The organism is Xanthomonas rydalmerensis (genome assembly GCF_033170385.1).
GTDB classification, from domain to species: domain Bacteria; phylum Pseudomonadota; class Gammaproteobacteria; order Xanthomonadales; family Xanthomonadaceae; genus Xanthomonas_A; species Xanthomonas_A rydalmerensis.
Genome location: NZ_CP126170.1, coordinates 1573440 through 1599620, shown reverse-complemented (window position 1 = coordinate 1599620; position 26181 = coordinate 1573440). Strand labels below are relative to the sequence as shown.

Here is a 26181-nt window from a genome sequence, read left to right as displayed (position 1 = left end):
CCGACACTGCGCTGCAGCATCCGGCGCGACCATGAAAACGTTGTCATCGCAGCAATCCTGGATCTGTCTCGCATTCACCGGAATTGTCGGTTGACAACGTTGTCTCCTGACGCGAACCCTGCGCCTGCCCGGTCCGCGCACAAACGCCTAACGACGTCGGCGCCACGCGCCCCAAGCTCCGGGTGATCGGATTCAAGGAACCAGACAGCGGCCGACCGCCGCTCCTCAGTCGCGCGACACACCGCATCGGAGGCGTCACCATGAACACGAAATCCGCTGGATCGTGGTTGCTGTTCTGCTGTCTCGTCCTGGCCGGCCTCGTGCCCGGCCAGACCTGGGCCGCCGCGTGTAGCGGCGTCGCCGCCTGGAATCCGGCCACGATCTACGCCGCCGGCGATACCCTGACCTACGCCGGCCACCTGTACCGCGCCAACAGCCCGATCTGGAACACCGCGCCGACCTACTGCACCAGTTGCGGCTGGTACCAGGACTTGGGCAGCTGCGACGGCAATTCCACCAACCAGCCACCGAGCGTGGCCCTGACCGCACCCGCCACCGGCACCCGCTTCGTGGTCGGCAACACCATCACTCTGCAGGCGTCGGCCAGAGATCCGGACGGCAGCGTCGCGCGCGTCGAATTCTTCCGCGGCGGCACCTCGCTGGGCAGCGTGAACGGTGCGCCCTACACGCTCGCCTGGAGCGGCGCGGCGGCAGGCAGCTACAGCCTGACCGCCGTGGCGACCGACAACGCCGGCGCCCGCACCACCTCGGCCGCGGTCGCAATCACCGTCGCGGCACCGTCGACCGACACCACCGCGCCGAGCGTGCCCATCGGCCTGGCCGCGGCCACGCGCGCCAGCAATGCCATCACCCTGACCTGGGCCGCCGCCTCCGACAATGCCGGCGGCAGCGGCCTGGCCGGCTACGACATCGTCCGCGACGGCACTCGCGTGGGCACGTCCACCACCACCGGCTACACCGATTCGGCACTGACCGCCGACACCGCGTACACCTACGCGGTCCGTGCCCGCGACAATGTCGGCAACGTCTCGGCCAACAGCGCCACGCTGAGCGTACGCACCCTGCCCGCCAGCGCCGGCGGCGGCAAGCGCGTGATCGGCTACTTCACCCAATGGGGCATCTACGGCCGCAACTACCAGGTCCGCGACATCCAGGCCAGCGGCGCGGCCGGCTACCTGACCCACCTCAACTACGCCTTCGGCAACGTCCGCAACAACCGCTGCGAAGTCGGCGTCACCCAACCCTCCGACAGCAGCACCGGCGCCGGCGGCGACGCCTTCGCCGACTACACCAAGGCGTTCTCCGCCGCGCAGAGCATGGACGGCGTGGGCGACACCTGGGACCAGCCGCTGCGCGGCAACTGGAACCAGTTGAAGAAGCTCAAGGCCGCGCACCCGGGGCTGAAGGTGCTGATCTCGCTGGGCGGCTGGACCTGGTCGCGTGGCTTCTCCAGCGCCGCGCGCGCCGAGAACCGCCAGGCCTTCGTCGCCTCGTGCATCGACGCCTACATCCGCGGCAACCTGCCGGTCACCGACGGCGCCGGCGGCACCGCGGCCGCGGCCGGCGTGTTCGACGGCATCGACATCGACTGGGAGTATCCGGTGGCCTGCGGCATCGCCTGCGGCAGCGCCGAGGACCGGCAGAACTTCACCGCGCTGCTGGCCGAATTCCGCCGCCAGCTCGACCAGGTGCGGCCGGGGCTGCTGCTGACCGTGGCGGTCGGCGCCGGCATCGACAAGATCCGCGTCACCGACCCGAACCTGTACGCGCCGTACCTGGACTACCTCAACGTGATGACCTACGACTTCCATGGCGCCTGGGATCCGCAGACCAATCACCACTCGGCGTTGTTCGAGTCGCCGGCAGATCCGTCCAGCGGCGACCAGCGCTACTACAACAGCAACGACGCCATCCAGGCCTTCCTCGACCGCGGCGTGCCCGCCGCTAAGCTCAACCTCGGCATCGGCTTCTACGGGCGCGGCTGGACCAACGTGCCCAACGTCAACCACGGCCTGTACCAGAGCGGCAGCGCCGCACCGGGCACCTACGAGGCGGGAATCGAGGACTACAAGGTGCTGCGCGGCCGCGCCGGCGCCAACTATGTCGACGCGCAGGCGCATGCGCACTGGAAGTACGACGGCAGCAGTTTCTGGAGCTACGACGATCCGGCGCTGGTCACCGAGAAGATGAATTACGTCAAGACCCAGGGCCTGGGCGGCGCGTTCTTCTGGGAGTTCAGCGGCGACTACCAGGGCGAATTGCTGAAGACCATGGGCCAGGGGCTGCAATGAGCTGAGGCGACAGCCGCAGTGCATGGCTTGCCCGCATCGGCATCGGCGGTGCTGGCAATGCCGGCACTGCGCCGGCTGGCCGTCGGTACCGAATCGCGACGCCCGCAACGGTTGCGGGCGTCGCGTGCGTCGCTCAGCGCACCGCGATCCGCAGCACGTCGTCGAGCAAGGCCGCCGCAGTGACGTCGGCGCCCGCGCCCGGCCCCTGGATCAGCAGCGGCTGCTGCAGATAACGGTCGCTGTGGATGGCGACGCGGTTGTCGGTGCCGGCGCCGCTGGCCAGCGGATGCGTCGACGGCAGCGCGCGCAGGCCCACCGAGGCGCCATGCGCATCGAAGCGGCCGACGAAGCGCAGGCAGGCGCCTTCGGCCTGCGCCTGCGCCAGGCGCGCCGCCAGCGGCGCGTCCAGTTGCGCCAATGCGGCATCCAGCTGCGACAACGGCACCGCGGCCAGCGCGGCCGGCACCAACGACTCCACCTGCACCTGCTCGGCGCGCAACGGCAGGCCGGCGGCACGGGCCAGGATCAGCAGCTTGCGCCGCACGTCCTCGCCGGACAGGTCCTCGCGCGGATCGGGTTCGGTGTAGCCGGCGGCCGCCGCCTCGCGCACGCAGTCGGAGAAGGCGCGGCGGCCGTCGTAGCGATGCAGCAGCCAGGCCAGCGAGCCGGACAGCACGCCTTCCACCGCGTGGATATGGTCGCCGCCGGCGACCAGCGCACGCAGGCTGCTCAGCAACGGCAGCCCGGCGCCAACCGTGGCGCTGTCGCCGTAGTGGGTATTGGCGGCATGCCGCGCGGCATGGATCTGTTCGGCACGCGACAGCGCGGCGCCCTGGCCGAGCTTGTTGGCGGTGACCACGTGCACGCCACGCCGCAGCCACTCGGCATGGCGCTGCGCCACCGCCTCGCTGGCGGTGGCATCGACCACGATGTCGCCCCTGCCCAGGTCGTCCGGCAGCGTCACCGCCTGCGTGCCGCGCGCGGCGGCATTGGCCGCGGCCAGCGCCTGCGCCGGCGTCAGCGCGCAATCGGCGACGGTGCGCGAATTGGCCAGCCAGGCGAAGGTCGGCAGGCCGGGCCGGCGCTGCTGCAGCGCCTGGTAGCGCGCGACGAAGGCGCGGCCCACGGTGCCGGTACCGAGCAGACCCAGCCGCGGAACTGCCACGGTGGGCGTGGTGCGCAGCGGCGCCGACGGTGCATCGGCCAGGCCGCTGCTCACGCGTCCACCCGTTTGCGTGCCAGCGCCTCGCCGGCGTGCTGGGCGCGCTGCAGGCCGGCCTGCAGGTCGGCGACCAGGTCCGCGCTGGATTCGATGCCCACCGACAAGCGCAGCAGGCCGTCGGAAATCCCGGCCTTGGCGCGCGCCTCGGCGGTCATCGCCGCATGCGTCATGGTCGCCGGATGCGCGATCAGGCTCTCCACGCCGCCCAGCGATTCGGCCAGGGTGAAGTAGCGCAGGCCGTCGACGAACGCGCGCACCTCGGCCTCGCCGCCGGCCAGTTCGAAACTGATCATCGCGCCGAAGCCGCGCTGCTGCCGCGCCGCCACCGCGTGGCCCGGATGCGAGGCCAGGCCGGGGTAGTACACCTGACGCACCGCGGCGTGCGTGGTCAGCAGTTCCACCACCGCCTGTGCGTTTTCCTGGTGCGCACGCAGGCGCGCATCCAGCGTGCGCAGGCCGCGCAGGGTCAGGAACGCATCGAACGGCGAGCCGGTCAGGCCCAGCGCATTGGCCCACCACACCAGTTGCTGGTGCAGTTCGGCATCGGCGGCGATCACCGCACCGCCGACCACGTCGCTGTGGCCGTTGACGTACTTGGTGGTGGAGTGGATCACCAGGTCGGCGCCGAAGGCGATCGGGGTCTGCAGCGCCGGCGACAGGAAGGTGTTGTCGACCACCGCCAGCGCGCCGGCCTTGTGCGCGGCGTCGATGACGAAGCGCAGGTCGGTGATGCGCAGCAGCGGGTTGGACGGGGTCTCGATCAGCACCAGCCGCGGCGCCTGCGCCAGCGCATCGGCCAGCGAGCGCGGATCGGTCAGGTCGGCGGTGATCAATTCGAAATGGCCCTTCTTGGCCAGCGCGTTGAACAGCCGCCAGCTGCCGCCGTACGCATCGTGCGGCACCACCAGCTTGTCGCCGGGCTGCAGCAGCGCGTTGAGCACCAGGTTGATCGCGCCCATGCCGGTGGCGGTGATCACGCCGCCGGCGCCGCCCTCCAGTTCCGCCAGCGCTTCGCCGAGCAGGTCGCGGGTGGGGTTGCCGCTGCGGGTGTAGTCGTACTGGCGCTTGTTGCCGAAGCCGTCGAAGCTGAAGTTCGACGACAGCACGATCGGCGGCGTCACCGCGCCGTAGGCGGTATCGCGATCGATGCCGGCGCGGACGGCGGCGGTGGCGGCACTACAGGGCAGATCGGTGTCGTGGGCAGTGCTCATGCGGCAACTCCGGTGGGGCGAAGGGCGGTGGCGAGAATCGCGTCGATGCGATCGGTTTCTTTCAGGAAGGCATCGTGGCCGTAGGGCGAGCGCAGCACGCGCAGGCTGCCGCGCGGGCCGAGTCCTTCGACCAGGGTGACCAGGTCCGACAGCGGCACCAGGCGGTCGCCTTCGACCGCCACCACCACCGTGGGCACGGCGACGGCGGCCGGCTCGATGCGGTGCAGGTCGATGGATTCGGACAGGCGCAGGTAAGCGTTGACCTGGGTGCGCGCCACGTACTGCGCGCCGGCGGCGTCCAGGTAGTCTTCGGCGGCGACGCGGACGCGGCCGTTGATCACTTCCGGCGCCGCGTCGAAGCGCTCGCCGAATTCCTCGGGGGTGCGGTAGCTGAGCATCGCGAACTGCCGCGCCAGCGACAGCCCGTGGCTCTCGGCGCACTGCAGCTGGCCCAGCGCCACCGCACGGCGCTGCAGCGCGCGCCAGGCCGCCGCATACGGATGCGCGCGGTGCGCGCCGCTGACCGCAATGAGCTTCTGCAGGCGCTGCGGATGCCGCACCGCCAGTTGCAGGCCGACCAGCGCGCCGTAGGAGTAGCCGACGAAGCCGTGCAATTGCGCGATGTCCAGCGTGTCCAGCAGCGCGGCGATGGCATCGGCCTGGTCGGCGCTGTCGATCGGCGCGTCCAGGCTGCCGTCGGCGCCGACGAAATCGAACGCCAGCAGCCGCCGCTGGGTGGGATCCAGCGCCCGCCCCGGCCCGACCAGGCCTTCGGCCCAGCCTTTCTCGGAAAAGCTGGCGTTGGCGGCGAGGTGACGGTGCGCGGAGATGCCGCCGGCGACGAACACCACCGGCGCGTCCACGGGACCGCTCAACTCGTAGCGCAGGCGCAGCAGCTGCACGCCGGCATGACGCAGCGGCAGCGCGACCGCGATCTCGCCACGCATCGCGTGCACGCCGTCGGCCGGCGCGGCAATGCGGTCGTGGGACGGAATGGCGGAGGTGGGGCGATCAGGTGAGTTCACGAGGCGCATGGCGGTATCCGGAGAGGAACGGCCATCGAGCTTCGCGGAGCTCGCGTTCGCCATGCAGAGGGCATGGATCGAACCATCTTTCGGCGGACGCGGTGGTCCCCGCAGGATTTGGCACCTACACGGTCGCTTGCGCGTCCGCTGGCTGCCCCGGCATCAAAGGGCCTGTCCCTCCGCCGGTCTCGATGGTGGAGCCACGATGCCAGCGATTTTCGGTCATGTCAATCTCTTTATTCGGATGAAGCGATATGATTTTTCGATCCTTGGCCTCGGCCATACTCCGCTTCCCCCATCACGCCTCTTCTCCGTGCGCCGACGCCGTCCCCGCCGCTGGCTTGCCGTGGTCCTGTCGCTGGCGGCGGCGACCGCCGCGTCCGCGCAGCCGCTGCTGCGCTGGAATGCGCCGCGGCCGGTGGCGCAAGCGGCACCCGCATGGCTGGAGGTGACCGCCCGCGACAGCGGCCTGCGCGAGGTCGCGCTGGGCAACCCACTCGGCGGCCCGGTGCAGATCCGCCTGCTGGGCGACAGCGCCGGCTTCACCGCCGTGCCTACGCTGCCGCTGACCGTGGAGCTGGCCGCTGGCGAACGCCGCGTGGTCGCCCGCCTGTATCCGCCCGGCGACCTGGCCGAGACCGGTGGCGATGCTGCCCGACTGCGCATCGAAGCCGTGCCCGGTTCGCCGCGCGCCCATGCCGACGCGGTGGTGTATGCCCTGCCCTTCGCCGATCGCCCGGTGCGCATCGACCAGGGCTTCGGCGGCGCCTTCAGCCATCGCGATCCGGCCAACGCCTATGCGCTGGATTTCGCCCTGGCCGAAGGCACGCCGGTGCTGGCCGCACGCGAGGGCGTGGTGATGGAGGTCCGCGACGACTTCCGCGAGTCCGGCACCGACCCGCGCCTGGGCCAGGCCGCCAACCTGGTGCGGGTGCTGCACGCCGACGGCAGCATGGCGATCTACGCGCACCTGGCCGCCGGCGGCGTGCAGGTACGGGTCGGCCAGGCCGTGCGGCGCGGCGAACGCCTCGGCCTGTCCGGCAACACCGGCCTCAGCAGCGGCCCGCACCTGCACTTCGCACTCCAGCTCAACCGCGGCCTGCGCCTGGAATCGGTGCCGTTCCGGATGGCCGGCCCGCTGGGCGAGCTGCGCTTCGCCCATCCCGATCCGCTCTGAGCACGTCCCTACTCGCCGAGTTCGCTCACCGCGCATCGCCAGTCCAGCAAGCGCCCGCATCCCTGGCTGCCGAACTGAACGGGCCTTGCGGGAAGCCCGCTATAATCGCCGGCTTCCTCCTTTGCCGATGACGCCCTTTGCGGGCGTGCCGCCCATGTCCGAAGTCGCCACCGAAGCTGCGCGCCGCCGCACCTTCGCCATCATTTCCCACCCCGACGCCGGCAAGACCACGCTGACCGAAAAGCTGCTGCTGTTCGGCGGGGCGATCCAGATGGCCGGCTCGGTGAAGGGCCGCAAGGCCGCGCGCCACGCCACCTCGGACTGGATGGCGCTGGAAAAGGAGCGCGGCATCTCGGTGACCTCGTCGGTGATGCAGTTCCCGTACGAAGGCAAGATCATCAACCTGCTCGACACCCCCGGCCACGCCGACTTCGGCGAGGACACCTACCGTGTGCTCACCGCGGTGGACTCGGCGCTGATGGTGATCGACGTGGCCAAGGGCGTGGAGGAGCGCACCATCAAGCTGATGGAAGTCTGCCGGCTGCGCGACACGCCGATCATGACCTTCATCAACAAGCTCGACCGCGAGGGCAAGGACCCGATCGATCTGCTCGACGAGGTGGAGACGGTGCTGGGCATCGAATGCGCGCCGGTGACCTGGCCGATTGGCATGGGCCAGCGCCTCAAGGGCGTGGTGCACCTGGTCACCGGCGAGGTGCACCTGTACGAGCCCGGCCGCAACTTCACCCGCCAGGATTCGACCATCTTCCCGTCGCTGGACGCGCCCGGCCTGGCCGAGAAGATCGGCGCGCAGATGCTGGCCGACCTGCGCGACGAACTGGAGTTGGTGCAGGGCGCCAGCCACGCCTTCGACCTGGACGCCTACCGCGCCGGCAAGCAGACCCCGGTGTTCTTCGGCTCCGGCGTGAACAACTTCGGCGTGCAGCCGCTGCTGGACTTCTTCGCCGAGCACGCGCCGCCGCCGCAGGCGCGCGCCACCACCGGCCGCCAGGTGCAGGCCGGCGAGGACAAGCTGACCGGCTTCGTGTTCAAGATCCAGGCCAACATGGACCCGCAGCACCGCGACCGCGTCGCCTTCATGCGCATCTGCTCGGGCCGCTTCGCCGCCGGCATGAAGACCCTGCACGTGCGTACCGGCAAGGAGGTCAAGCTGGCCAACGCGCTGACCTTCATGGCCAGCGACCGCGAGATCGCCGCCGAGGCCTACCCCGGCGACGTCATCGGCATCCACAACCACGGCACCATTTCCATCGGCGACACCTTCACCGAGGGCGAGTCGCTGTCGTTCACCGGCATCCCCAACTTCGCCCCGGAACTGTTCCGCCGCGCGCGCCTGCGCGACCCGCTCAAGCTCAAGCAGCTGCAGAAGGGTCTGGCGCAGCTGTCCGAGGAAGGCGCCACCCAGTTCTTCCGTCCGCTGATGAGCAACGACCTGATCCTGGGCGCGGTCGGTACCCTGCAGTTCGACGTGGTCGCCTACCGGCTGAAGGACGAATACGGCGTGGACGCCAGCTTCGAGCCGGTCGGCGTGGTCACCGCACGCTGGGTGCACTGCGACAACCCCAAGAAGCTGGAAGAGTTCCGCGAGAAGAACGCGATGAACCTGGGCATCGATGCCGCCGGCGAACTGGTCTACCTGGCGCCGACCCGGGTCAACCTGCAACTGGCGCAGGAACGCGCGCCGGACGTGCGTTTCGCCGCCACCCGCGAACACGCGTACAGCGTCGCGGTGGACTGAGCCTGCGCCGAGCGTGGGCGCGCGCCGGCTGAGCGCACGCCCAACCGGCGCCACCCGCTGGCGCCACAGCGGATGCGAACCGCTCGCAATTGCGGTACCTTGCGGTCCCATGGATGCAGACCGTTCGCCCGCCTACTCGAACGCCGACGCGCCGCCTTCCACCGACTGGCGCGACGAACTGGCCAGCGCGCTGACCCACGGCCTCGGCGCGATCGCCGCACTGGCCGGCAGCTCGGTGCTGATCACCCTCGCCGCGATCTACGGCGATGGCTGGCAGCTGGCCGGTGCGATCGTGTTCGGGGTCGCTTTGCTGTTGCTGTACACCGCCTCCACGCTGTACCACGCCATCCCGCATCCGGGCGCCAAAGCGCGGCTGCAGGTACTGGACCATTGCGCGATCTACGTGCTGATCGCCGGCACCTACACTCCGTTCACCCTGATCGGCCTGCGCGGCCCCTGGGGCTGGGGCCTGTTCGCCGCGATCTGGACCATCGCCGTGGCCGGGGTGGTGTTCAAGCTCTTCTTTACCGGCCGCTTCCGCCTGCTGTCGACCATCCTCTACCTCGCCATGGGTTGGCTGATCGTCGTGGCGATCGAGCCACTGCTGCGCTCGGTCGATGTTCCCACCCTGTGCTGGCTACTGGCTGGCGGCCTGTTCTACACCCTGGGCACCTACTTCTACCAGCGCGATACCGTGCGCTACTTCCACGCCATCTGGCATTTGTTCGTGCTCGCCGGCAGCGTCTGCCACTTCGTGGCGGTGACCAGCCAGGTGCTCTGAAGCGACCCGATCGCTTTCGCGCCCCGTGCACGGCGGCTGCCTAGGATGGCCGCATGGCTCAAGACCCCGCTTCCGCATCCCGCTCCTGGCCCTGGCGGCGCAACGACGGCCGCCTGCGGCGCTGGCCGTTCGTGCTCGGCGCGCTGGTGCTGCTCCTGCTCGTCATCATCCTGATCTTCGACTGGAACTGGTTCAAGGCGCCGGTGGAACGCGCGGTACAGGCGCGCACCGGCCGCGCCTTCCATATCGACGGCAACCTGGACGTGGATCTGGGCCGCATCATCACCGTGCGCGGCGATCGCCTGCGCTTCGCCAACGCCGACTGGTCGAAGCAGCCGCAGATGGCCAGCGCCGACCGCGCCGAACTGGATATCGCGCTGTGGCCGCTGCTGCGCGGCCGCGTGCGCATCCCCGAGATCCGCCTGACCAAACCCGACCTGCTGCTAGAGACCGGGCTTGCCGGGCAGCCGGGCAACTGGGCCTTCGACCAGTCCGACGACGGCGGCAGGCCAGTGGTCCTGGGCGCCTTGCTGGTGCAGCAGGGACATCTTCGTTTCCAGGACCCGGCCGGGCGCACCGAGATCGACATCGCCGTCGACAGCCAGGTCGGGCAGCGCCGCCGTGGCGATGCGGCGCCGCCGATCACGGTCAGCGGCGACGGCCGCTGGCGTGGCAATCCCTTCACCCTGAAGGGCAATACCGCCTCACCGTTGGAACTGAGCGAGAGCGACCATCCGTTCCGCGTCGATCTGCGCGGCAGCGCCGGCAGCACGCGTGCGCACATGCGCGGCACCCTGACCAACCCGTTCCAGTTGCGCGTCTTCGACCTGCAACTGCAACTGGCCGGCACCGACATGGCCCACCTGTATCCGCTGCTGGGCATCGCCATCCCTTCCACCCCTCCCTACCAACTGGACGGACGTCTGCAGCGCGACGGCGATCGCTGGCGCTACCAGGATTTCCGTGGCCGTGCCGGCGACAGCGACCTGGCCGGCACCGTGCAGATCGACACCGCCGGGCAGCGCCCGTTCCTGCGCGCCGACCTGCGCTCGCAACGGCTGGATTTCGACGATCTGGCCGGCTTCGTCGGCGCGCCGCCGCGCACCGGCGCCGGCGAGACCGCCAATGCCGAGCAGAAGGCGCAGGCAGCCAAGCTCGCCGCTACCGACAAGGTGCTGCCGTCCACCCCGTACGACCTCGGCAAGCTGCGCGCGATGGATGCCGACGTGCGCTGGAAGGCGCAGCGCATCAACGCGCCGTCGCTGCCGCTGGAGGACATGGACGCGCATCTGAAGCTCGACGACGGCGTCCTGCTGCTGCAACCGCTGAACTTCGGCGTGGCCGGCGGCGACATCCGCTCGGACATCCGCATGGATGCGCGCAAGCCCACCCTGTTCACCCGCGCGCAGCTGTCGATCCGCGGCATCCAGCTGGGCAAGTTGTTCCCCGACGGCAAGCTGGCCAAGGAGGCCGCCGGCGCGATCGGCGGCGAGGTCGCGCTGGCCGGCAGCGGCAACTCGATCGCGCAGATGCTGGGCAGCGCCGACGGCAGCGTCGCCGTCGGCATGGGCAAAGGCCGCATCAGCAACCTGGTGATGGAACTGGCCGGCCTGGATATCGCCGAGTCGCTGAAGTACCTGGTGACCAAGGACCGCGAGATCCCGGTGCGCTGCGCGTTCGGCGACTTCGGCGTGCAGCACGGGGTGATGACCTCGCGCGCGCTGGCCTTCGACAGCACCGACACCTTGCTGGTCGGCAGCGGCACCATCGACCTGGGCCAGGAGCGCCTGGACCTGCTGCTGAAGGCGAAGCCCAAGGACCACAGCATCCTCGCCCTGCGTTCGCCGCTGCGCGTCGGTGGCACCTTCAAGGACCCGAGCTTCCGCCCCGACTTCAAGGCCCTGGGCGTGCGCGGCGCGATCGCCGTGGCCCTGGGCAGCATCGCCCCGCCGGCCGCCCTGCTCGCGACCATCGAGACCGGGCCGGGCAAGGATATTCAGTGCGGCGACAAGTAGCCGCGGGATTGGAGATTAGGGATTGGGGATTCGCAAAAGCGGCGACCTGAGCCGGCCAAATGCAGATGCATGACGGGCTCGGCGAACCTGCCACATACACCACCGCCGCTCTTGCGAATCCCCAATCCCCACTCCCGAATCTCAGCTCCGAATGTACTCCTGCAACTGATCCAGTTCCTCGCGCTGCTCCTCGATCACCGCCTTGACCAGGTCGCCGATCGAGATCACGCCGATCACGGCGCCGGCGTCCACCACCGGCAGATGGCGGATGCGTTGCCCGGTCATCAGTTCCATGCACTGCTGCACGCTCTGCGCCGGGTCCACGGTGTGCACCCGGCTGCTCATGATGTCGCGCACCGGCGTGGTCGCCGAGGAGCGGTCCTGCAGGACCACCTTGCGTGCGTAATCGCGCTCGGACAGGATGCCGGACAGCTGTCCGTCCTGCATCACCAACACTGCGCCGATGCCCTTGGCCGCCATCAGCCGCAGCGCCTCGATCACCGCCGTGTCCGGCGCGACCGCGTGGATCTCATTGCCCTTTTCGCTCAAGACCTGCCGTACCGTCCGCATCGCTGCCTCCCGGTTCGCTGGATCGCCCGGCCGAGCATACTCCTTCGCCCGGTGCACGCCAGGTCTCCACCAGATACAGCGGACGTTGTTTGGATTCCTCGTACAGCCGGCCCAGGTATTCGCCGATCAGGCCCAGCGCGATCAGTTGCACGCCGCCCAGGAACAGGATGACCGCCATCATCGTCGGCCAGCCCGCCACCGGGTCGCCCCACAGCGCCGCCTTGACCACCACCCAGATCGCGAACACGAAGGCGCCGACCGCCGTCGCCAGCCCCAGGTAAGTGGCCACCCGCAGCGGCGCAGTGGAGAAGCCGGTGATGCCGTCCAGGGCGAAGTTCCACAGCCGCCACAGGCTGAACTTGCTGCGCCCGGCCAGCCGCGGCGCGCGTTTGTACGGTACCGCCAGACGGCGGAAGCCGATCCAGCCGAACAATCCCTTCATGAAGCGGTGGCGCTCGCGCAACTGCCGCAGTGCGGCCAGCGCGCGCGGCGACAGCAGGCGGAAATCGCCGGTATCGGCGGGGATCGGCGTCTTCGACAGACGCCCGATCACCCGGTAGAACAGCGCCGCGGTGCCGCGCTTGAGCCAGCCCTCGCCTTCGCGCACCAGGCGCGTGCCGTAGATGTCGTCGTAGCCGTCGCGCCAGTGCGCCACGAACTGCCCGATCAGTTCCGGCGGATCCTGGCCGTCAGCGTCCAGCAGCATCGCCGCGCCGCGATCGACGCAGTCCAGCCCCGCGGTCAGCGCCAGTTCCTTGCCGAAATTGCGCGACAGGCGCAACGCCCCGACCCGCGGATCGGACGCGGCCAGCGCCTGGATCGTCTCCCAGGTGGCATCGCGGCTGCCGTCGTCCACGTACAGCACGCGCCCCACCAGCCCCGGCACGTCATCGAGCGCGGCGAGGATGCGCGGATGCAACAGCGGCAGGGTCTGCGCCTCGTTGAACGCAGTGACGACGACGGTGAGGCGTTCGGATTCCATCGGCGGATGGTACGGAGCCGCCTGCGCGTTCACCAGCGGCGGGCGCCGTACCCGACAAGATCCAGAGTCCACTCCCCTCTCACGTCAGGAGTAAGGTGCCCCGAAGGGGCGGACGAGAGTTCGCCTGCCGGCCAACCTCAATGCCCGCGTGCGGGCCGCACCCTCACCCCAACCCCTCTCCCCATGGTAGAGGGGCTGAGTCCGGACACCTCAATCTACAGCGCAAGATCCCGCGCCTCCCTTCTCCCACCGGGAGAAGGTGCCCCGCAGGGGCGGATGAGGGTCGCCTACCGCCGAACCTCAATGCCCACGTGCGGCCGTACCCTCACCCCAACCCCTCTCCCGGTGGGAGAGGGGCTGAGTCAGGACACCTCAACCTACAGCGCAAGATCCAGCGCCTCCCCTTCTCCCTCCGGGAGAAGGTGCCCCGAAGGGGCGGATGAGGGTGCGTCTGCCGCCGGACCCACGCGCGCGCTGCCGCACCCTCACCCCACCACCTCTCCGGAGGGGAGAGGGCTCCTAGCCTACGGGGCCTGCAGGTACGCCGGCCCGCCCAGTTGCCGGGTCTGGCGCTGGATCCAGTTGGCGCGGCCCTGCACGTAGGGGCCGGGACGGGTGGCGTCATAGCGTTGCGGCGCCGGCAGCACCGCTGCCAGCAGCGCGCTCTGCGCCGGCGTCAGTTGCGCTGCGTCCTTGTTCCAGAAGCTGCGCGCGGCCGCCTGCGCGCCGTAGACGCCGTCGCCGAACTCGGCGACGTTGGCGTACACCTCGAGAATGCGCTGTTTCGACCACAGCGCCTCGATCAGCACCGTGTACCAGGCCTCCAGCCCCTTGCGCAGCCAACTGCGGCCCTGCCACAGGAACACGTTCTTGGCGACCTGCTGGCTGATCGTGCTGGCGCCGCGCAGGCGCCCGCCGCGCGCGTTGTGGTCGCGGGCCTTCTCGATCGCGTCCAGGTCGAAGCCGTGATGGCTGGGGAAGCGTTGATCCTCCGCGGCGACCAGCGAGATCGGCAGGCTCGGCGCGATCTGCGCGGTGTCGCGCCAGTCGTAGGCGATGCGATACGACCAGTCACCACTTGCCCAGGCGCCGAACTGGTGCTCCAGCATCATCGCCGAGAACGGCGGATCGATGAAGCGCAGCAGCAGCACCTGCGACACGCTCGCCAGCACGAAGATCAGCGGCGCCAGCAGCACCCAGCGGCGCCAGCGCCTGGTGCGCGGACGCGCCGGCGCAGCGCCACTTGCATCGCGGCGCGCCGCCCCCATTCCTATGCTCTCTTCGATCTGGTCCACCGTGACGATCCACTCTCGTGCGGTCGCCATCTTCCCATGCGCAGCGAGGCCGCAATGCATTCTTCCGACGATCGTCTGACCCGCTTCCTGCTGCCCGGCGCCGGCGTGCGCGGCGTGCACGTGCGTCTGCACGACACCTGGCGCGAGATCCTGGCGCCGGCCAGCTACCCCGCCGCGGCCACCGAGCTGCTGGGCGAGGCCTGCGTCGCCGCGGCGCTGTTCACCGGACATACCAAGGTCGACGGGCGCCTGTCGGTGCAACTGCGCAGCCAGGGCGCGCTGCGCACCCTGTTCGCCGAGTGCACCGCGGCCGGCACGCTGCGCGGCATCGTCCAGCTGAGCGAAGGCCAGGACGCCCCGCGCGACCTGCGTGCGCTCGGCGACGACGCCCTGCTGGCGATCACCATCGAGAACCCCGGCCTGGACCCGCGCGAACCGCAGCGCTACCAGAGCCTGGTGGCGATGTCCTCGGCCGAGCTGGACGAAGCCTTCGAAGACTACTTCCGCCAGTCCGAGCAGTTGCCGACGCGGCTGATCCTGGCCGCCGACGGCACCCACGCCGCCGGCCTGCTGCTGCAGAAGCTGCCCGGCGACGCCGGTGACGAGGACGGCTGGAACCGCGCCGGCGCCCTGTTCGAGACCGTCGGCGAGGCCGAACTGCTGGCGACGCCGGCCGAGACCCTGCTGCACCGGCTGTTCCACGAGGAGACCCCGGACCTGCTGGGCGATCGCCCGCTGCGCTTCGGCTGTTCGTGCTCGCGCGAGCGGGTCGCGGCGATGCTGCGCTCGCTGGGCGAGGAGGAAGCCCGGGCGGCGGCCGAGGCAACCGGCCAAGTTGAGATCCGCTGCGAATTCTGCGGCCGTCACTATGACTTCCCCTTGACGGAATTCGGAGTATTGTTTGCCGTAACGCAAGCTGAACCGACCTCCTCGGAGCGCTTGCACTAGCGGGAACACGCGTCGCGACCGGGGAGTCCGACTTGTTAAAGAAACATAAACCCACTAGCATCAACCACCCTGTCCGGCGGGAACTTTCGTTCCTGCCCCAAGTCTCAGACTGCTGATGCGACCCTTCCTGCGCCTACCGCTCGCCCTGCTGATCGCCCTTGCGGCGAGCACGGGCGTGCATGCGCAGAACAAGCCCGCCAACGGCCAGGACCGCACCGTGCTGCCGGTCTGGAACAAGGGCAGCGGCAAGGTCGAGGCACTGCTGTACCTGGAGCCCACCGGCGAGCAGGCGGTCGGCGCACGCTGGCATTTCGGTCGCAACTCCCTGGATGCCGCGTTCGGCCTGTCCTCCGGCGACTCGCTGGGCCTGCTGTGCAACAGCGCCAGCGGCAGCAGCATCAGCGGCCTGGCCAGCCACTGCATGCTGGCCAGCCTGGGCGACGACGACGGCACCAACGGCCACCATGTCGCCGCCACCACCACCTTCAACCGCCCCGGCGGGCACCTGTCGCTGTCGGCCGGCACCGGCCGCGAGAATCTTCCCGCCTGGCTGGCTGGCGCCAACAAGACGCCGTCGATGCGGATGGAGCAGAACGACCTGACCGTCTTCGCGCAGCAGAACATCGGCCGCGAGGGCTTCGTTTCGATCGGCGGCACCTACGCCAAGGCGCGCCTGGTGCCGATCGCCGACGCCACCCCGGCAATGCTCGACCGCTGGGACAGCAAGAGCCTGAGCATCGGCGGCGGCTACGGCTCGTTCAGCGCCAACGTCATCGGCCGCGTCGTCGATGCCCCCGGCCAGCCCGGCAAGTGGACCGGCCTCGGCGTGGGCCTGACCTGGCGCACTCCGTGGAGCGGCCAGCTCACCGTCGGCGCCGAGAACGTCATCACCCGCGGCAAGAATCCGTTCTCGCCGAACAACATCAGCACCGAAGAGGGGACCATCCCCTACGTGCGCTACGAGCAGGATCTGTAGCCACCCACTTGCGGCACGCGCCGCCCCATCACAATGCATTTTGTGATGGATACGTGATTTTTACTTGAATTCACGTCAAAACATCGCTTTGTTAACGGGACTTTAATTCTTCCTCCGGCCGGGATACCATCCAGGCACCCTGAAGGGACTTGGAATCGCATTTTCGATTCCGCCCACAGGCAAACCTTGGGCTTTACCCAATCTTTCGGAGAGAGAGCTAATGAATTGCAAGACCAACACACTGCGTGATGCAGTCGTGCTCGCGCTGGTCGTGGGCGCCGGTGGCACCGCGGGCGCAGCCATCGCTCAGGACGCAAGCGGCAGCGCCACCAACCTGGATCGCATCGAAGTCACCGGTTCGCGCATCCGTTCGGTCGACGTCGAGACCGCCCAGCCGGTCTTCACCGTCTCCTCTGAGGAGATCAAGAAGTCCGGCCTGGTGAGCGTCGGCGACATCCTGCAGAACCTCACTGTCTCCGGCACCCAGACGTTCAGCAAGGCAGCGGTGCTGACCTCGAACGCGGAACAGGGTGGCCAGTACGTCAACCTGTACAACCTGGGCGAGCAGCGCACCCTGGTGCTGGTGAACGGCAAGCGTTGGACCTCCAGCCTGGCCGGCTACACCGACCTGTCGACCATCCCGAGCGCCCTGATCGATCGCATCGAAGTGCTGAAGGACGGCGCCTCGGCGATCTACGGCTCCGACGCCGTTGCCGGCGTGGTCAACATCATCCTGCGCAAGAATTTCGAAGGTGCCGAAGCCTCGGCGCTGTTCGGCCAGAACGGCCGCGGCGACGGCCAGAAGCAGTCGTACTCGATCACCCTGGGCGCCAGCGGCGACCACTCCTCGCTCATCTTCGGCGCCAGCTACACCAAGGAAGATCCGGTGTTCGCCAAGGACCGCGACCTGACCCGCACCACCTTTGGGCCGAATCACCCGCTGGACGGCCTGAGCGCCACCGGTCCGTGGGGCCGCTTCAACTCCAACGGCAACACCTACGTTCTGAACCACACCGGTTCGTGGGACGGCAACGGCGTCGGCGCCGATTCGCGCAACCTCGCCAACTACCACAATGGCCTGACCACCGACGATCGCTTCAACGTCACCCAGCAGATGATGCTGGCGCAGGGCAATGAGACGAAGTCGGTCTTCACCTCCGGCAGCTTCGATATCAACGAGAACATCACCTTCAAGTCGACGGCGATGTACTCCGAACGCGATTCCACGCGCCAGGTCGGAGGCTACCCGCTGAATGCGACCTCGCAGCGCACGTTCCCGGTCTCCATCAGCGGCCAGAGCTACTACAACCCGGTGGGCCAGGACATCACTTCGTGGTTCCGTCGCATCACCGAAATTCCGCGCGTGTCGGAAAACGACGTCAAGAGCTTCCACTTCGACGCCGCCCTGGAAGGCGCGTTCGATGTCGGCACCCATGGCTGGAACTGGGACGTCGGCATGAACTACAACAAGTACGACGTCACCCAGATCAGCACCGGCAACATCAACCTGCTGGCGCTGCAGAAGGCCCTGGGTCCGTCGTTCCTGAATGCCCAGGGCGTGGTCCAGTGCGGCACCGCGGCGAACCCGATCGCGCTGGGCACCAACCTGGCTGCCGGGCAGTGCACGCCGTTCAACATCCTCGGCGGCCCGTCCGCGTCCACCGCCGACGCGTTGAAGTACGTCAGCACCCTCGGCCAGGCCACCCAGCAGAGCGTGAGCAAGCAGTACTTCGCCAACATCACCGGCGGCCTGTTCGACATGCCGGGTTCGGCAGGCGAATTCGCGTTCGCGGCAGGTGTCGAGCACCGCGAAGTCAGCGGCTACGACTACCCGGATCAGCTCTCCAGCGCCGGTTACACCACCGACCTGGCCGCCGCGCCGACCACGGGCAAGTACAAGACCAACGAAGCCTACCTGGAATTGATGATTCCGGTCCTGAAGGACGTGCCGTTCGCCAAGGAACTCTCGTTCGACGTGGCGAGCCGCTACTCGGACTACGACCGGTTCGGCAACACCACCAACAGCAAGTTCAGCCTGACCTGGAAGCCGGTCGAGGATCTGCTGGTGCGTGGCACGTACGGCAAGGGCTTCCGCGCCCCGACCCTGGACGACACCTTCGGCGGCGGCTCGCAGTCCTTCGATCCGTTCACCGACCCGTGCGATGCGCGCTTCGGCCAGCTGTCCACGCCCGCCGTGGCAACGCGCTGCGCGTCGGAAGGCCTCTCGACGAACTTCCGCCAGACCGACAACGCCGGCCAACCGGTCAGCGCCCGCGAAACGCAGAGCAACACCGCGTTCCAGGCGGGTGTGGGCAACGCCACGCTGCAGCCTGAGTACAGCAAGACCCGCACGGTCGGCCTGGTCTTCAGCCCGCACTGGGTGCAGGGCCTGGACTTCTCGCTCGACTGGTACAAGATCAGCATCTCCAACGTGATCACCGCGGTCAGCGCGACCTATGTGCTGAACCAGTGCTACAACGGCGTCACCTCGTTCTGTAACTACACCCGCGATGCGGCCACCGGCCAGGTGGTCAGCCTGAGCCGCGGCAACACCAACCTGGGTGCGCTGGAAACCGAAGGCTACAACTTCGTCGCGAACTATCGCCTGCCGGAATTCGCGGTCGGCCAGTTCTCGCTGCGACTGGACAGCAACTACCTGGTTGCGTTCCGGCAGCAGAGCGACAATGGCAGCCCCTGGAACGACTACGCGGGCTACTGGAACTACCCGCGCGTTCGGGCCACGCTCGGCGTGAACTGGGTCAAGGGCGACCTGTCGGCCAGCTGGAACCTGCGCTACTACGGCGGTTACCGCGATTTCTGCCAGTACGCCGAAGAGTGCAACGATCCGAACTACCAGACGCCCAACGCTGGTTGGGGCGGTGGCGTGGGCGCCAACAAGAAGGGAGCCATCACCTATCAGGACGTCTCGATGACCTGGTCGGCCCCCTGGAACGGCGCGGTCACCGTGGGTGCTCGCAACGTGTGGAACAAGCAGCCGCCGATCACCTACTCGCTGACCAACAACAGCTCTTCGTCCATCGATCCGATGCTGGACTACGACCGTTACCTGTTCATGCAATACACCCAGCGGTTCTGATACCGCCGGATGTTCCGGTAACAAGAACGGCCCCGAAAGGGGCCGTTTTTTTGCGCCGGTTTTTTATGCGACCGCTTCGGTATGCGTCAGCATTCAATGCCGACGCGTCACCCCGCAGGGATCAGCCCGGAATCAAGGTCACGATGACGTGTTCGACGTAGGCCTCGAAGTCCTCACGCGCCTGCTTGGGCTGGTGCAACTGCAACGACAGCTGCAGGAAGCCGACGTAGGCGGCATAGGCCAGGCGTGCGCGATGCTGCGCGTCGGTCCGGCTGAGCCCGGCCTGGCGGAACGAGGCGATCAGATACTCCATGCGCCGCTGCGAGACGCGGTCGATCACCGGCCGCACTGCCGGATGGTCGAGCGCCTTCAGCAATTCGCTGTAGATGATGTGCGGCTTGACCTCGTGCGCGACCAGTTGGAACAGCGCTCGCAGCCGCGTGCGCGGATCCGGCACTTCTTCCAGGCTGCCGAACACCTGTTGCTGTTCGACCAGTTCCCAGCGCTCCAGCGCGGCCTGCAGCAGCGCATCGCGAGAAGGGAAGTGCCAGTAGAAGCTGCCCTTGGTGACGCCCAGGCGCCGCGCCAGCGGTTCCACCGCCACCGCGCTCACGCCCTGTTCGGCGATCAGGTCCAGGGCGGCCTGCGCCCAGTCTTCGGCACTGAGCCGGTTGGTGCGGCCGCCGCCGGAAGCGGCACCGTCATCGGAGGAAGGAGCGGGCGCGGTATTCATCCGTGGATTTAACCATACGGGGACGTCGGTTGCAGTATGTGGCCTCCGCACGGCCGGCGCAAATGCCCGGCAGCGTTGGTTTTTCGCACCCATACTGCATCGTATTGACATGCCCGGCAGAGCGACCATACTATCTCGTATGGTTTCCTCTTCCGCCACTGTCCCGCATGCCGTCTCGGCCGCCCTGTCCGGCGCCGGCGAGTTGGCGCTGGCTGCGACCGTCACCGGTCCCGGCGAGGCCGGATCGGTGCTGTTCGCACATGGCTTCGGCCAGACCCGGCATGCCTGGTCGGCAACCGCCGCGGCACTGCAGGCGCATGGCTACCGCAGCGTCGCCTACGATGCGCGCGGCCATGGCGATTCCGCACGCAACCCGGCGGATCTGCCCTATCGCGGCGAGCAGTTCACCGACGACCTGATCGTGGTCGCCGGCGAGATGTCGCCGCCGCCGGTGCTGGTCGCCGCCTCGATGGGCGGGCTGTTCGGGCTGATCGCCGAATCGCGCTGGCCGGGTCTGTTCCGCGCGATGGTGCTGGTGGACATCACCCCGCGCTGGCAACCCGCCGGGGTCGAACGCATCCTCGCCTTCATGACCGCGCACCCGCAGGGTTTCGCCAGCCTGGACGAGGCCGGCGATGCCATCGCCGCCTATCTGCCGCAGCGCGCGCGCAAGTCGCCCGAGGCCTTGCGCAGCGTGCTGCGGCAGCACGCCGACGGCCGCTGGTACTGGCACTGGGATCCGCGCCTGGTCGAAGAACTGGCACGCGACAGCGATCAGCACCAGGGCGCGATCGCGCAGGCCGCTGCGCACGTGCGGTGCCCACTGCTGCTGATCAGCGGCGGCCGCAGCGATCTGGTCACGCCGCAGACCATCGAAGAATTCCTGTCGCTGGTGCCGCATGCGCAGCATGCGCATTTGCCCGAAGCCACGCATATGCTGGCCGGCGACGACAACGCCGCATTTACCGCCACTGTGTTGCACTATCTGGACGCCCTGCCACCGGCCTGCGCCGGCGCATCGTCCGCCGTCACCGAGTACCTCCCCGGAGCACGCCCATGAGCATCATTGCCCCCTTCCTCGTGTTGTTGCTGGCCGGCGCGTTCGCCGCCTATCACCGCATGCGGCTCGCCGTCTGGGCCGCGTTGAGCGCCACGCTGCTGGTCGCGTGCTGGCTGCTCGGCGCCAACCACGTCGCCACCATCGTCGCCGCCGTCGTACTGGCGGTGGTCGCGGTGCCACTGCTGTTGCCGTTCGTGCGCAAGCCGCTGCTCACCGCACCGATGCTCAAGGTGTTCCGCAAGGTGCTGCCGCCGCTGTCGCAGACCGAGCGCATCGCCCTGGAAACCGGCTCGGTCGGATTCGAAGGCGAACTGTTCACCGGCGATCCGGACTGGCAAAAGCTGCTGAACTATCCCAAGCCACAGCTGACCGCCGAAGAGCAGGCCTTCCTCGATGGACCGGTGGAAGAGCTGTGCCGGATGACCAACGACTGGGAAATCACCCACGTCCATGCCGACCTGCCGCCGGAGATCTGGGGCTTCATCAAGAAGAACAAGTTCTTCGGCATGATCATCCCGAAGGAATACGGTGGCCTCGGCTTCTCCGCACTGGCGCACCACAAGGTGATCCAGAAGATCGCCTCGGTCTCCAGCGTGGTCAGTTCCACCGTCGGCGTGCCCAACTCGCTGGGCCCCGGCGAACTGCTGCTGCACTACGGCTCCAAGGACCAGAAGGACTACTACCTGCCGCGTCTGGCGGTGGGACAGGAAGTGCCCTGCTTCGGCCTGACCGGTCCGTTCGCAGGCTCCGACGCCACCTCGATCCCCGACTACGGCATCGTCTGCAAGGGCGAGTGGAACGGCGCCAACGTGCTCGGCGTCAAGCTGACCTTCGACAAGCGCTACATCACCCTGGCCCCGGTGGCGACCCTGGTCGGCCTGGCGTTCCGCATGTACGACCCGGAAGGCCTGATCGGCGATACCAAGGACATCGGCATCACCCTGGCGCTGCTGCCGCGCGAGACCCCGGGGGTCGAGATCGGCCGCCGCCACTTCCCGCTGAACTCGCCGTTCCAGAACGGCCCGATCCACGGCCGCGAAGTGTTCATCCCGCTGAGCCAGCTGATCGGCGGCGTGGAGATGGTCGGCAAGGGCTGGAACATGCTCAACGAGTGCCTGGCCGTGGGCCGCTCGATCACCCTGCCCTCCACGGCCAGCGGCGGCGCCAAGTTCGGCGCGGTCGTCACCGGTGCGTATGCGCGCATCCGCAAGCAGTTCGGCCTGTCGGTCGGCCGCTTCGAAGGCGTGGAAGAGGCGCTGGCGCGGATCGGCGGCAAGGCCTATGCGATCAGCGCGCTGTCGCAGGCCACCGCTGCGGCGGTGGACCGCGGCGACGTGCCGTCGGTGCCGTCGGCGATCGCCAAGTACCACTGCACCACGATGAGCCGCGAGGTCATCAGCGACGTGATGGACGTGGTCGGCGGCAAGGGCATCATCCTGGGCCCGCGCAACTTCGCCGGCCGCAGCTGGCAGGCCGCGCCGATCGCGATCACCGTGGAAGGCGCCAACATCATGACCCGCAGCCTGCTGATCTTCGGCCAGGGCGCAATCCTGTGCCATCCGTGGGTGATGAAGGAGATGAAGGCCGCCGGCAACCCGGACCACAAGGCCGGCGTCGACGAGTTCGATCGCAACCTGTTCGGCCACATCGGCTTCGCCATCTCCAACGCGGTGCGCTCGCTGTGGTTCGGCCTGACCGCTGCGCGCATCGGCGCCGCCCCGGGCGACGCCTACACCCGCCGCTACTTCCGCAAGCTGGACCGCTACTCGGCGAACCTGGCGCTGATGGCCGACGTGTCGATGCTGATGCTCGGCGGCAAGCTGAAGTTCAAGGAGTCGCTGTCCGGACGCCTGGGCGACGTGCTGAGCCATGTCTACATGACCAGCGCCATGCTCAAGCGCTACCACGACGACGGCGCGCCGGCCACCGACCAGCCGCTGCTGGCGTGGGCCTTCCACGACAGCGTGCACAAGATCGAACTGGCGCTGTCGGCGGCACTGCGCAACTTCCCGATCCGTCCGGTCGGCTGGCTGATGTGGGCGCTGATCTTCCCGTGGGGCCGCCGCGCCGAGGCGCCGGGCGACCGCCTGGGTCACCGCGTCGCCGCGCTGCTGATGACCCCCAACGAGGCGCGCGATCGCCTGGGCCAGGGCGTGTTCCTGACCCCGTGCGAGAACAACCCCGGCGGGCGCATCGCCAGCTACCTGACCAAGGCCGTGCTGGCCGAGCCGGTGGAGCGCAAGTTCCTGAAGGCGCTCAAGAGCAAGGGCATCGAGTCGCTGGACTTCGCCTCGCAGTTGGACGAGGCGGTGCGCGAAGGCGTGCTCTCGGCCGACGAGCGCCGTCAGCTGGAGGAGCTGCGCGAGATCACCATGGACACGATCAGCGTCGACGACTTCGACACCGACGAGCTGCGCTCGGCAAGCTACTACCAGCGTGCCGCCGCCGCGGCCGACGACGGGCATTCGCGCGAAGCGGCCTGATCGTTCTGGCCATGCAACACCCACGGCGGCGGACTTCGGTCCGCCGTCGTGCGTTTGAGGGAACTGCGATGCGTCGACTGCTTTCGCTCTATCGCCGCTTGCAACGCTAACCCGGGGGATCCTGGCTGTCCTCGCGTGCGGTGTGCTTCAAGGCGTCCTACTTCGCCAGCATCGCCCCGCGCATCACCGTCCTGGAGCCGGGCCGCTGCGAGGCGCGCATCGCGCACCGGCGCCGGGTCAACAACCACATCGGCACCGTGCACGCGATCGCCCTGTGCAACCTGGCGGAGCTGGCCGGCGGACTCATGGTCGACGCCAGCCTGCTGCCCTCGATGCGCTGGACTCCCAAGGGCATGCAGGTGGAATACCGCAACAAGGCGCTGGGCCCGATGCATGCGATGGCCACGCCGGACGTGGCGATCATCGCCGCCGAGCGCGGTGACGACCTGCCGGTCAGCGTGGAGATCCGCGATCCGCGCGCGAAGGTGGTGTGCGTCGCGCGCATCGCGATGTGGGTGTCGCCACGCGCGCCGACCACGGCCTGACCGCTGCGTCGCCTGGGCGGTGTGCGGCGTGCGACCGTGCTCAGTACGCCAGCAACACCGCGGCGATCGCCAGCGCCGCCGGCAGCGCCTGCACGAACACGATGCGGCGGCTGACGCTCCAGCCGCCGTACAGGCCGGCCACGACCACGCAACCGAGGAAGAACAGCATCACGTCGACCCGCTGCGCGACCAGGCCCCAGGCCAGGCCGGCGGCGAGGAAGCCGTTGTAGAGTCCCTGGTTGGCGGCCAGCACGCGCGTGGCCTGGGCCTTCTCCGGTGAGTTGCGGAAGACCTTCATGCCCAGCGGACGCGTCCACAGGACCATCTCCAGTACCAGGATGTACAGGTGCAGCAGCGCGACCGCGCCCACCAGGATCGAAGCCAACAGGATCATCGTGCTATCCGGCACAGGAGACAGGGCGCCAGCATAGCCAGCGTGCCGATGGGCGGCCAGTCCCCACGCTGCGCCGGCTCACCGCGTCGGCGGCGTGCGTTCCGGTGGCAGCTTGGCCGCCTCGCGCAGCAGCCGCCACGCGCCCAGGGTCATGCCGGAGGCGGCCAGCAGGCCCGCGACGAACACCACCTGCGAGCCGAACCCCGACAGCAGCTTGTACAACCATGCGAAGCTGAGGTCGCTGCCACGATAGATCACCGTATCGATCGCCGCGCCAGCCTTGTAGCGCCATTCGCGGCCGACCCGGGTGTACAGGGTTTCGCGCGCCGGCTTGGCCAGGGAGAACTCGCCGGCGCGGGTCACCACCTGCACCACCGCTACCAGCATCGGCAGCGGCGACACCGCCAGCAACGAGTAGCCGAGTAGGATCGCGCAGCCGGGAATCAGCAGCGCCGGCCCGATGCCGAAGCGCGACAGCAGCGCGCGCGTGACCAGCAGCTGCAGCACCAGGGTCACCGCGTTCACCGCCAGGTCGATGTTGGCGTAGAAGGCGGTGCTGGCCGCCGCGTCGGTGTAGAGGCGGCGCACGATCGCCGCCTGTTCGTTGTACAGCAGGGTGCCCACGCCCACGCCGAACACCGACATCAGGGCGAGCCAGCGCAGCAGCGGTTCGCGCGCGATCAGCTTCAGCCCGGCCAGCACGTCGCCGCCCATCGGCACCTCGCCGCCGACCACGCCACGCTCGCGTTCGCGGGCGACCGCCCACAGCCGCAGGCGCAGCAGGCACACCACGCTGACCACCAGGAAGCCGGCCGACACCAGCATCAGGTTGGCGATGCCGATGCGTTCGACCAGGCTGCTGGCGATCACCGGCCCCAGGAACGCGCCAAGCGTGCCGGCGGCGCCGATGTAGCCGTAATAGGCGCGCGCTTCGGCATTGTTGAAGACATCGGCCATGAAGCTCCAGAACACCGCCACCGCGAACAGGTTGAATACGGAGATCCACAGGAAGAAGGCCATGCCGCGCCCGGGCACGCCGCTGTCGAACAGCACGTAGAACAGCAGCAGCGTGGCGATGAAGAAGCCGTACACCACCGGCAGGAACACCCGTCGCGGATAGCGGCTGACCAGCGCGCCGTAGATCGGCTGCAGCAACAGCATGATCAGGAAGGTGCAGGTGAACAGCACCTGCAGCGCGAACTCCTTCAGTGGCATGCCGTGCGCCGCGAAGAACGCGATCATCGCCGGCGGGAACACCGCGGCCACGTCGGCGGAGGCGCCCATCGCCTCGCGCACCGGCCGCAGCACGTAGTAGCCGCTGAGCAGCGAGAAGAAGTACAGGAACGCCCACGCCAGCGGCGGCGAATCGCGCAGGGCGCCGCGCAACCGCGCCAGCGCGCCGGGGGCATGCGGGGCGGCGCTCATCGGCGGCGGACCCTGGCGCAGGAACGGGACATGGCGATTTTCGGAGCGGAAAACGCGCACGGTAGCTGATGCACCGCAACACCGCCAGCGCGCGCGCCATGCGCACACCACGCCGCGCTTGCATCGCACCCGGCGGCAGCCCGCGCCGAGCATATGCTCTATCCCCGGCGA

General features: G+C 68.7%; 20 protein-coding genes, 1 pseudogene and 1 riboswitch. Of the genes and pseudogenes, 12 read left to right on the top strand and 9 right to left on the bottom strand.

Features of this window, described 5'->3' with window-relative positions; genetic code table 11:
* Positions 1–260 precede the first annotated feature (260 nt).
* Both QN245_RS06545 and QN245_RS06540 read left to right on the top strand, forming a co-directional pair.
* A pseudogene (locus tag QN245_RS06545) lies at positions 261–674 on the top strand (Ig-like domain-containing protein); the annotation flags it as partial.
* A gap of 393 nt (positions 675–1067) precedes the next feature.
* Positions 1068–2312, top strand: coding sequence for a glycoside hydrolase family 18 protein (locus tag QN245_RS06540; protein WP_317845318.1), 1245 nt, complete (start codon positions 1068–1070; stop codon positions 2310–2312).
* Between the two features lie 133 nt (positions 2313–2445).
* Here QN245_RS06540 and QN245_RS06535 read toward each other — a convergent pair whose 3' ends face one another.
* From QN245_RS06535 to metX, 3 genes are read right to left on the bottom strand one after another with little or no spacing between them, the layout of a single operon-like run.
* On the bottom strand, positions 2446–3495 hold the full coding sequence (locus tag QN245_RS06535) for a homoserine dehydrogenase (protein WP_425612947.1): 1050 nt from the start codon (positions 3493–3495) through the stop codon (positions 2446–2448).
* Between the two features lie 32 nt (positions 3496–3527).
* Complete coding sequence (locus tag QN245_RS06530) at positions 3528–4745, bottom strand: O-succinylhomoserine (thiol)-lyase (protein WP_160965516.1); 1218 nt, start codon at positions 4743–4745, stop codon at positions 3528–3530.
* A complete protein-coding gene (metX, locus tag QN245_RS06525; RefSeq protein WP_184446884.1) occupies positions 4742–5779 on the bottom strand; it encodes a homoserine O-succinyltransferase MetX in 1038 nt (345 codons plus the stop codon). The genes QN245_RS06530 and metX overlap by 4 nt, the downstream gene beginning before the upstream one ends.
* Before the next feature lie 70 nt (positions 5780–5849).
* A riboswitch (SAM riboswitch) is annotated at positions 5850–5968 on the bottom strand.
* A 148-nt stretch (positions 5969–6116) separates the two neighbouring features.
* Between metX and QN245_RS06520 the strand changes: the two genes are divergently transcribed.
* The 4 genes from QN245_RS06520 to QN245_RS06505 all read left to right on the top strand — a co-directional run bounded on the left by QN245_RS06520 (position 6117) and on the right by QN245_RS06505 (position 11502).
* The gene (locus QN245_RS06520) at positions 6117–6947 is read left to right on the top strand and encodes a M23 family metallopeptidase (RefSeq protein ID WP_425612917.1); all 831 of its coding nucleotides are present in this window, start codon (positions 6117–6119) and stop codon (positions 6945–6947) included.
* Between the two features lie 154 nt (positions 6948–7101).
* Positions 7102–8706, top strand: coding sequence for a peptide chain release factor 3 (locus tag QN245_RS06515; RefSeq protein ID WP_160965522.1), 1605 nt, complete (start codon positions 7102–7104; stop codon positions 8704–8706).
* Positions 8707–8815: 109 nt separating this feature from the next.
* Positions 8816–9487: a PAQR family membrane homeostasis protein TrhA gene (trhA, locus tag QN245_RS06510; protein WP_160965524.1), complete on the top strand. Its 672-nt coding sequence runs from the start codon at positions 8816–8818 to the stop codon at positions 9485–9487.
* A 53-nt stretch (positions 9488–9540) separates the two neighbouring features.
* Positions 9541–11502, top strand: a complete 1962-nt coding sequence (locus tag QN245_RS06505; protein ID WP_317844871.1) for an AsmA family protein — start codon at positions 9541–9543, stop codon at positions 11500–11502.
* Positions 11503–11643: 141 nt separating this feature from the next.
* Here QN245_RS06505 and QN245_RS06500 read toward each other — a convergent pair whose 3' ends face one another.
* From QN245_RS06500 to mtgA, 3 genes are all read right to left on the bottom strand, one after another.
* Positions 11644–12072, bottom strand: coding sequence for a CBS domain-containing protein (locus QN245_RS06500; protein WP_317844870.1), 429 nt, complete (start codon positions 12070–12072; stop codon positions 11644–11646).
* The gene (locus QN245_RS06495) at positions 12032–13054 is read right to left on the bottom strand and encodes a glycosyltransferase family 2 protein (protein WP_317844869.1); all 1023 of its coding nucleotides are present in this window, start codon (positions 13052–13054) and stop codon (positions 12032–12034) included. Before QN245_RS06495 ends, QN245_RS06500 begins: the two co-directional genes overlap by 41 nt.
* A gap of 524 nt (positions 13055–13578) precedes the next feature.
* Positions 13579–14322, bottom strand: coding sequence for a monofunctional biosynthetic peptidoglycan transglycosylase (gene mtgA / locus QN245_RS06490; RefSeq protein ID WP_317845316.1), 744 nt, complete (start codon positions 14320–14322; stop codon positions 13579–13581).
* Positions 14323–14403: 81 nt separating this feature from the next.
* Between mtgA and hslO the strand changes: the two genes are divergently transcribed.
* The 3 genes from hslO to QN245_RS06475 all read left to right on the top strand — a co-directional run bounded on the left by hslO (position 14404) and on the right by QN245_RS06475 (position 19370).
* Entirely contained in the window at positions 14404–15297 is an 894-nt protein-coding gene (gene hslO / locus QN245_RS06485) for an Hsp33 family molecular chaperone HslO (protein WP_160965532.1), read from the top strand.
* Positions 15298–15412: 115 nt separating this feature from the next.
* Positions 15413–16273: an XOO1806 family protein gene (locus QN245_RS06480; protein WP_184447427.1), complete on the top strand. Its 861-nt coding sequence runs from the start codon at positions 15413–15415 to the stop codon at positions 16271–16273.
* A 220-nt stretch (positions 16274–16493) separates the two neighbouring features.
* Positions 16494–19370 carry a TonB-dependent receptor plug domain-containing protein gene (locus tag QN245_RS06475; protein ID WP_317844868.1) on the top strand — a complete coding sequence of 959 codons (2877 nt, stop codon included), beginning with the start codon at positions 16494–16496 and terminating at the stop codon, positions 19368–19370.
* A gap of 121 nt (positions 19371–19491) precedes the next feature.
* Here QN245_RS06475 and QN245_RS06470 read toward each other — a convergent pair whose 3' ends face one another.
* Complete coding sequence (locus QN245_RS06470; protein WP_160965538.1) at positions 19492–20103, bottom strand: TetR/AcrR family transcriptional regulator; 612 nt, start codon at positions 20101–20103, stop codon at positions 19492–19494.
* A 139-nt stretch (positions 20104–20242) separates the two neighbouring features.
* On the opposite strand from QN245_RS06470, the gene QN245_RS06465 reads away from it, so the two are divergent.
* The 3 genes from QN245_RS06465 to QN245_RS06455 all read left to right on the top strand — a co-directional run bounded on the left by QN245_RS06465 (position 20243) and on the right by QN245_RS06455 (position 24191).
* Positions 20243–21163 (top strand): alpha/beta fold hydrolase, encoded by a 921-nt coding sequence (locus QN245_RS06465; RefSeq protein WP_317844867.1) that lies wholly within the window; start codon positions 20243–20245, stop codon positions 21161–21163.
* Complete coding sequence (locus QN245_RS06460; protein ID WP_160965542.1) at positions 21160–23646, top strand: acyl-CoA dehydrogenase; 2487 nt, start codon at positions 21160–21162, stop codon at positions 23644–23646. The genes QN245_RS06465 and QN245_RS06460 overlap by 4 nt, the downstream gene beginning before the upstream one ends.
* Before the next feature lie 125 nt (positions 23647–23771).
* The gene (locus QN245_RS06455; protein ID WP_237475259.1) at positions 23772–24191 is read left to right on the top strand and encodes a hotdog fold domain-containing protein; all 420 of its coding nucleotides are present in this window, start codon (positions 23772–23774) and stop codon (positions 24189–24191) included.
* A 40-nt stretch (positions 24192–24231) separates the two neighbouring features.
* On the opposite strand, the gene QN245_RS06450 is transcribed toward QN245_RS06455, so the two are convergent.
* Both QN245_RS06450 and QN245_RS06445 read right to left on the bottom strand, forming a co-directional pair.
* Positions 24232–24585, bottom strand: a complete 354-nt coding sequence (locus QN245_RS06450) for a DUF1304 domain-containing protein (protein ID WP_010344196.1) — start codon at positions 24583–24585, stop codon at positions 24232–24234.
* 78 nt (positions 24586–24663) lie between these two features.
* Positions 24664–26010, bottom strand: coding sequence for an NTP/NDP exchange transporter (locus tag QN245_RS06445; RefSeq protein WP_160965544.1), 1347 nt, complete (start codon positions 26008–26010; stop codon positions 24664–24666).
* Positions 26011–26181 lie beyond the last annotated feature (171 nt).

What these genes read in the sequence shown, in the direction of transcription:
- QN245_RS06495 (WP_317844869.1), bottom strand. Translation starts at nt 13,054, where the DNA reads ATGGAATCCGAACGCCTCACCGTCGTCGTCACTGCGTTCAACGAGGCG.
- QN245_RS06470 (WP_160965538.1), bottom strand. Translation starts at nt 20,103, where the DNA reads ATGAATACCGCGCCCGCTCCTTCCTCCGATGACGGTGCCGCTTCCGGC.
- hslO (WP_160965532.1), top strand. Translation starts at nt 14,404, where the DNA reads ATGCATTCTTCCGACGATCGTCTGACCCGCTTCCTGCTGCCCGGCGCC.
- QN245_RS06480 (WP_184447427.1), top strand. Translation starts at nt 15,413, where the DNA reads ATGCGACCCTTCCTGCGCCTACCGCTCGCCCTGCTGATCGCCCTTGCG.
- QN245_RS06500 (WP_317844870.1), bottom strand. Translation starts at nt 12,072, where the DNA reads ATGCGGACGGTACGGCAGGTCTTGAGCGAAAAGGGCAATGAGATCCAC.
- QN245_RS06445 (WP_160965544.1), bottom strand. Translation starts at nt 26,010, where the DNA reads ATGAGCGCCGCCCCGCATGCCCCCGGCGCGCTGGCGCGGTTGCGCGGC.
- QN245_RS06505 (WP_317844871.1), top strand. Translation starts at nt 9,541, where the DNA reads ATGGCTCAAGACCCCGCTTCCGCATCCCGCTCCTGGCCCTGGCGGCGC.
- QN245_RS06450 (WP_010344196.1), bottom strand. Translation starts at nt 24,585, where the DNA reads ATGATCCTGTTGGCTTCGATCCTGGTGGGCGCGGTCGCGCTGCTGCAC.
- QN245_RS06460 (WP_160965542.1), top strand. Translation starts at nt 21,160, where the DNA reads ATGAGCATCATTGCCCCCTTCCTCGTGTTGTTGCTGGCCGGCGCGTTC.
- QN245_RS06465 (WP_317844867.1), top strand. Translation starts at nt 20,243, where the DNA reads ATGGTTTCCTCTTCCGCCACTGTCCCGCATGCCGTCTCGGCCGCCCTG.
- trhA (WP_160965524.1), top strand. Translation starts at nt 8,816, where the DNA reads ATGGATGCAGACCGTTCGCCCGCCTACTCGAACGCCGACGCGCCGCCT.
- QN245_RS06475 (WP_317844868.1), top strand. Translation starts at nt 16,494, where the DNA reads ATGAATTGCAAGACCAACACACTGCGTGATGCAGTCGTGCTCGCGCTG.
- metX (WP_184446884.1), bottom strand. Translation starts at nt 5,779, where the DNA reads ATGCGCCTCGTGAACTCACCTGATCGCCCCACCTCCGCCATTCCGTCC.
- mtgA (WP_317845316.1), bottom strand. Translation starts at nt 14,322, where the DNA reads ATGGGGGCGGCGCGCCGCGATGCAAGTGGCGCTGCGCCGGCGCGTCCG.
- QN245_RS06515 (WP_160965522.1), top strand. Translation starts at nt 7,102, where the DNA reads ATGTCCGAAGTCGCCACCGAAGCTGCGCGCCGCCGCACCTTCGCCATC.
- QN245_RS06530 (WP_160965516.1), bottom strand. Translation starts at nt 4,745, where the DNA reads ATGAGCACTGCCCACGACACCGATCTGCCCTGTAGTGCCGCCACCGCC.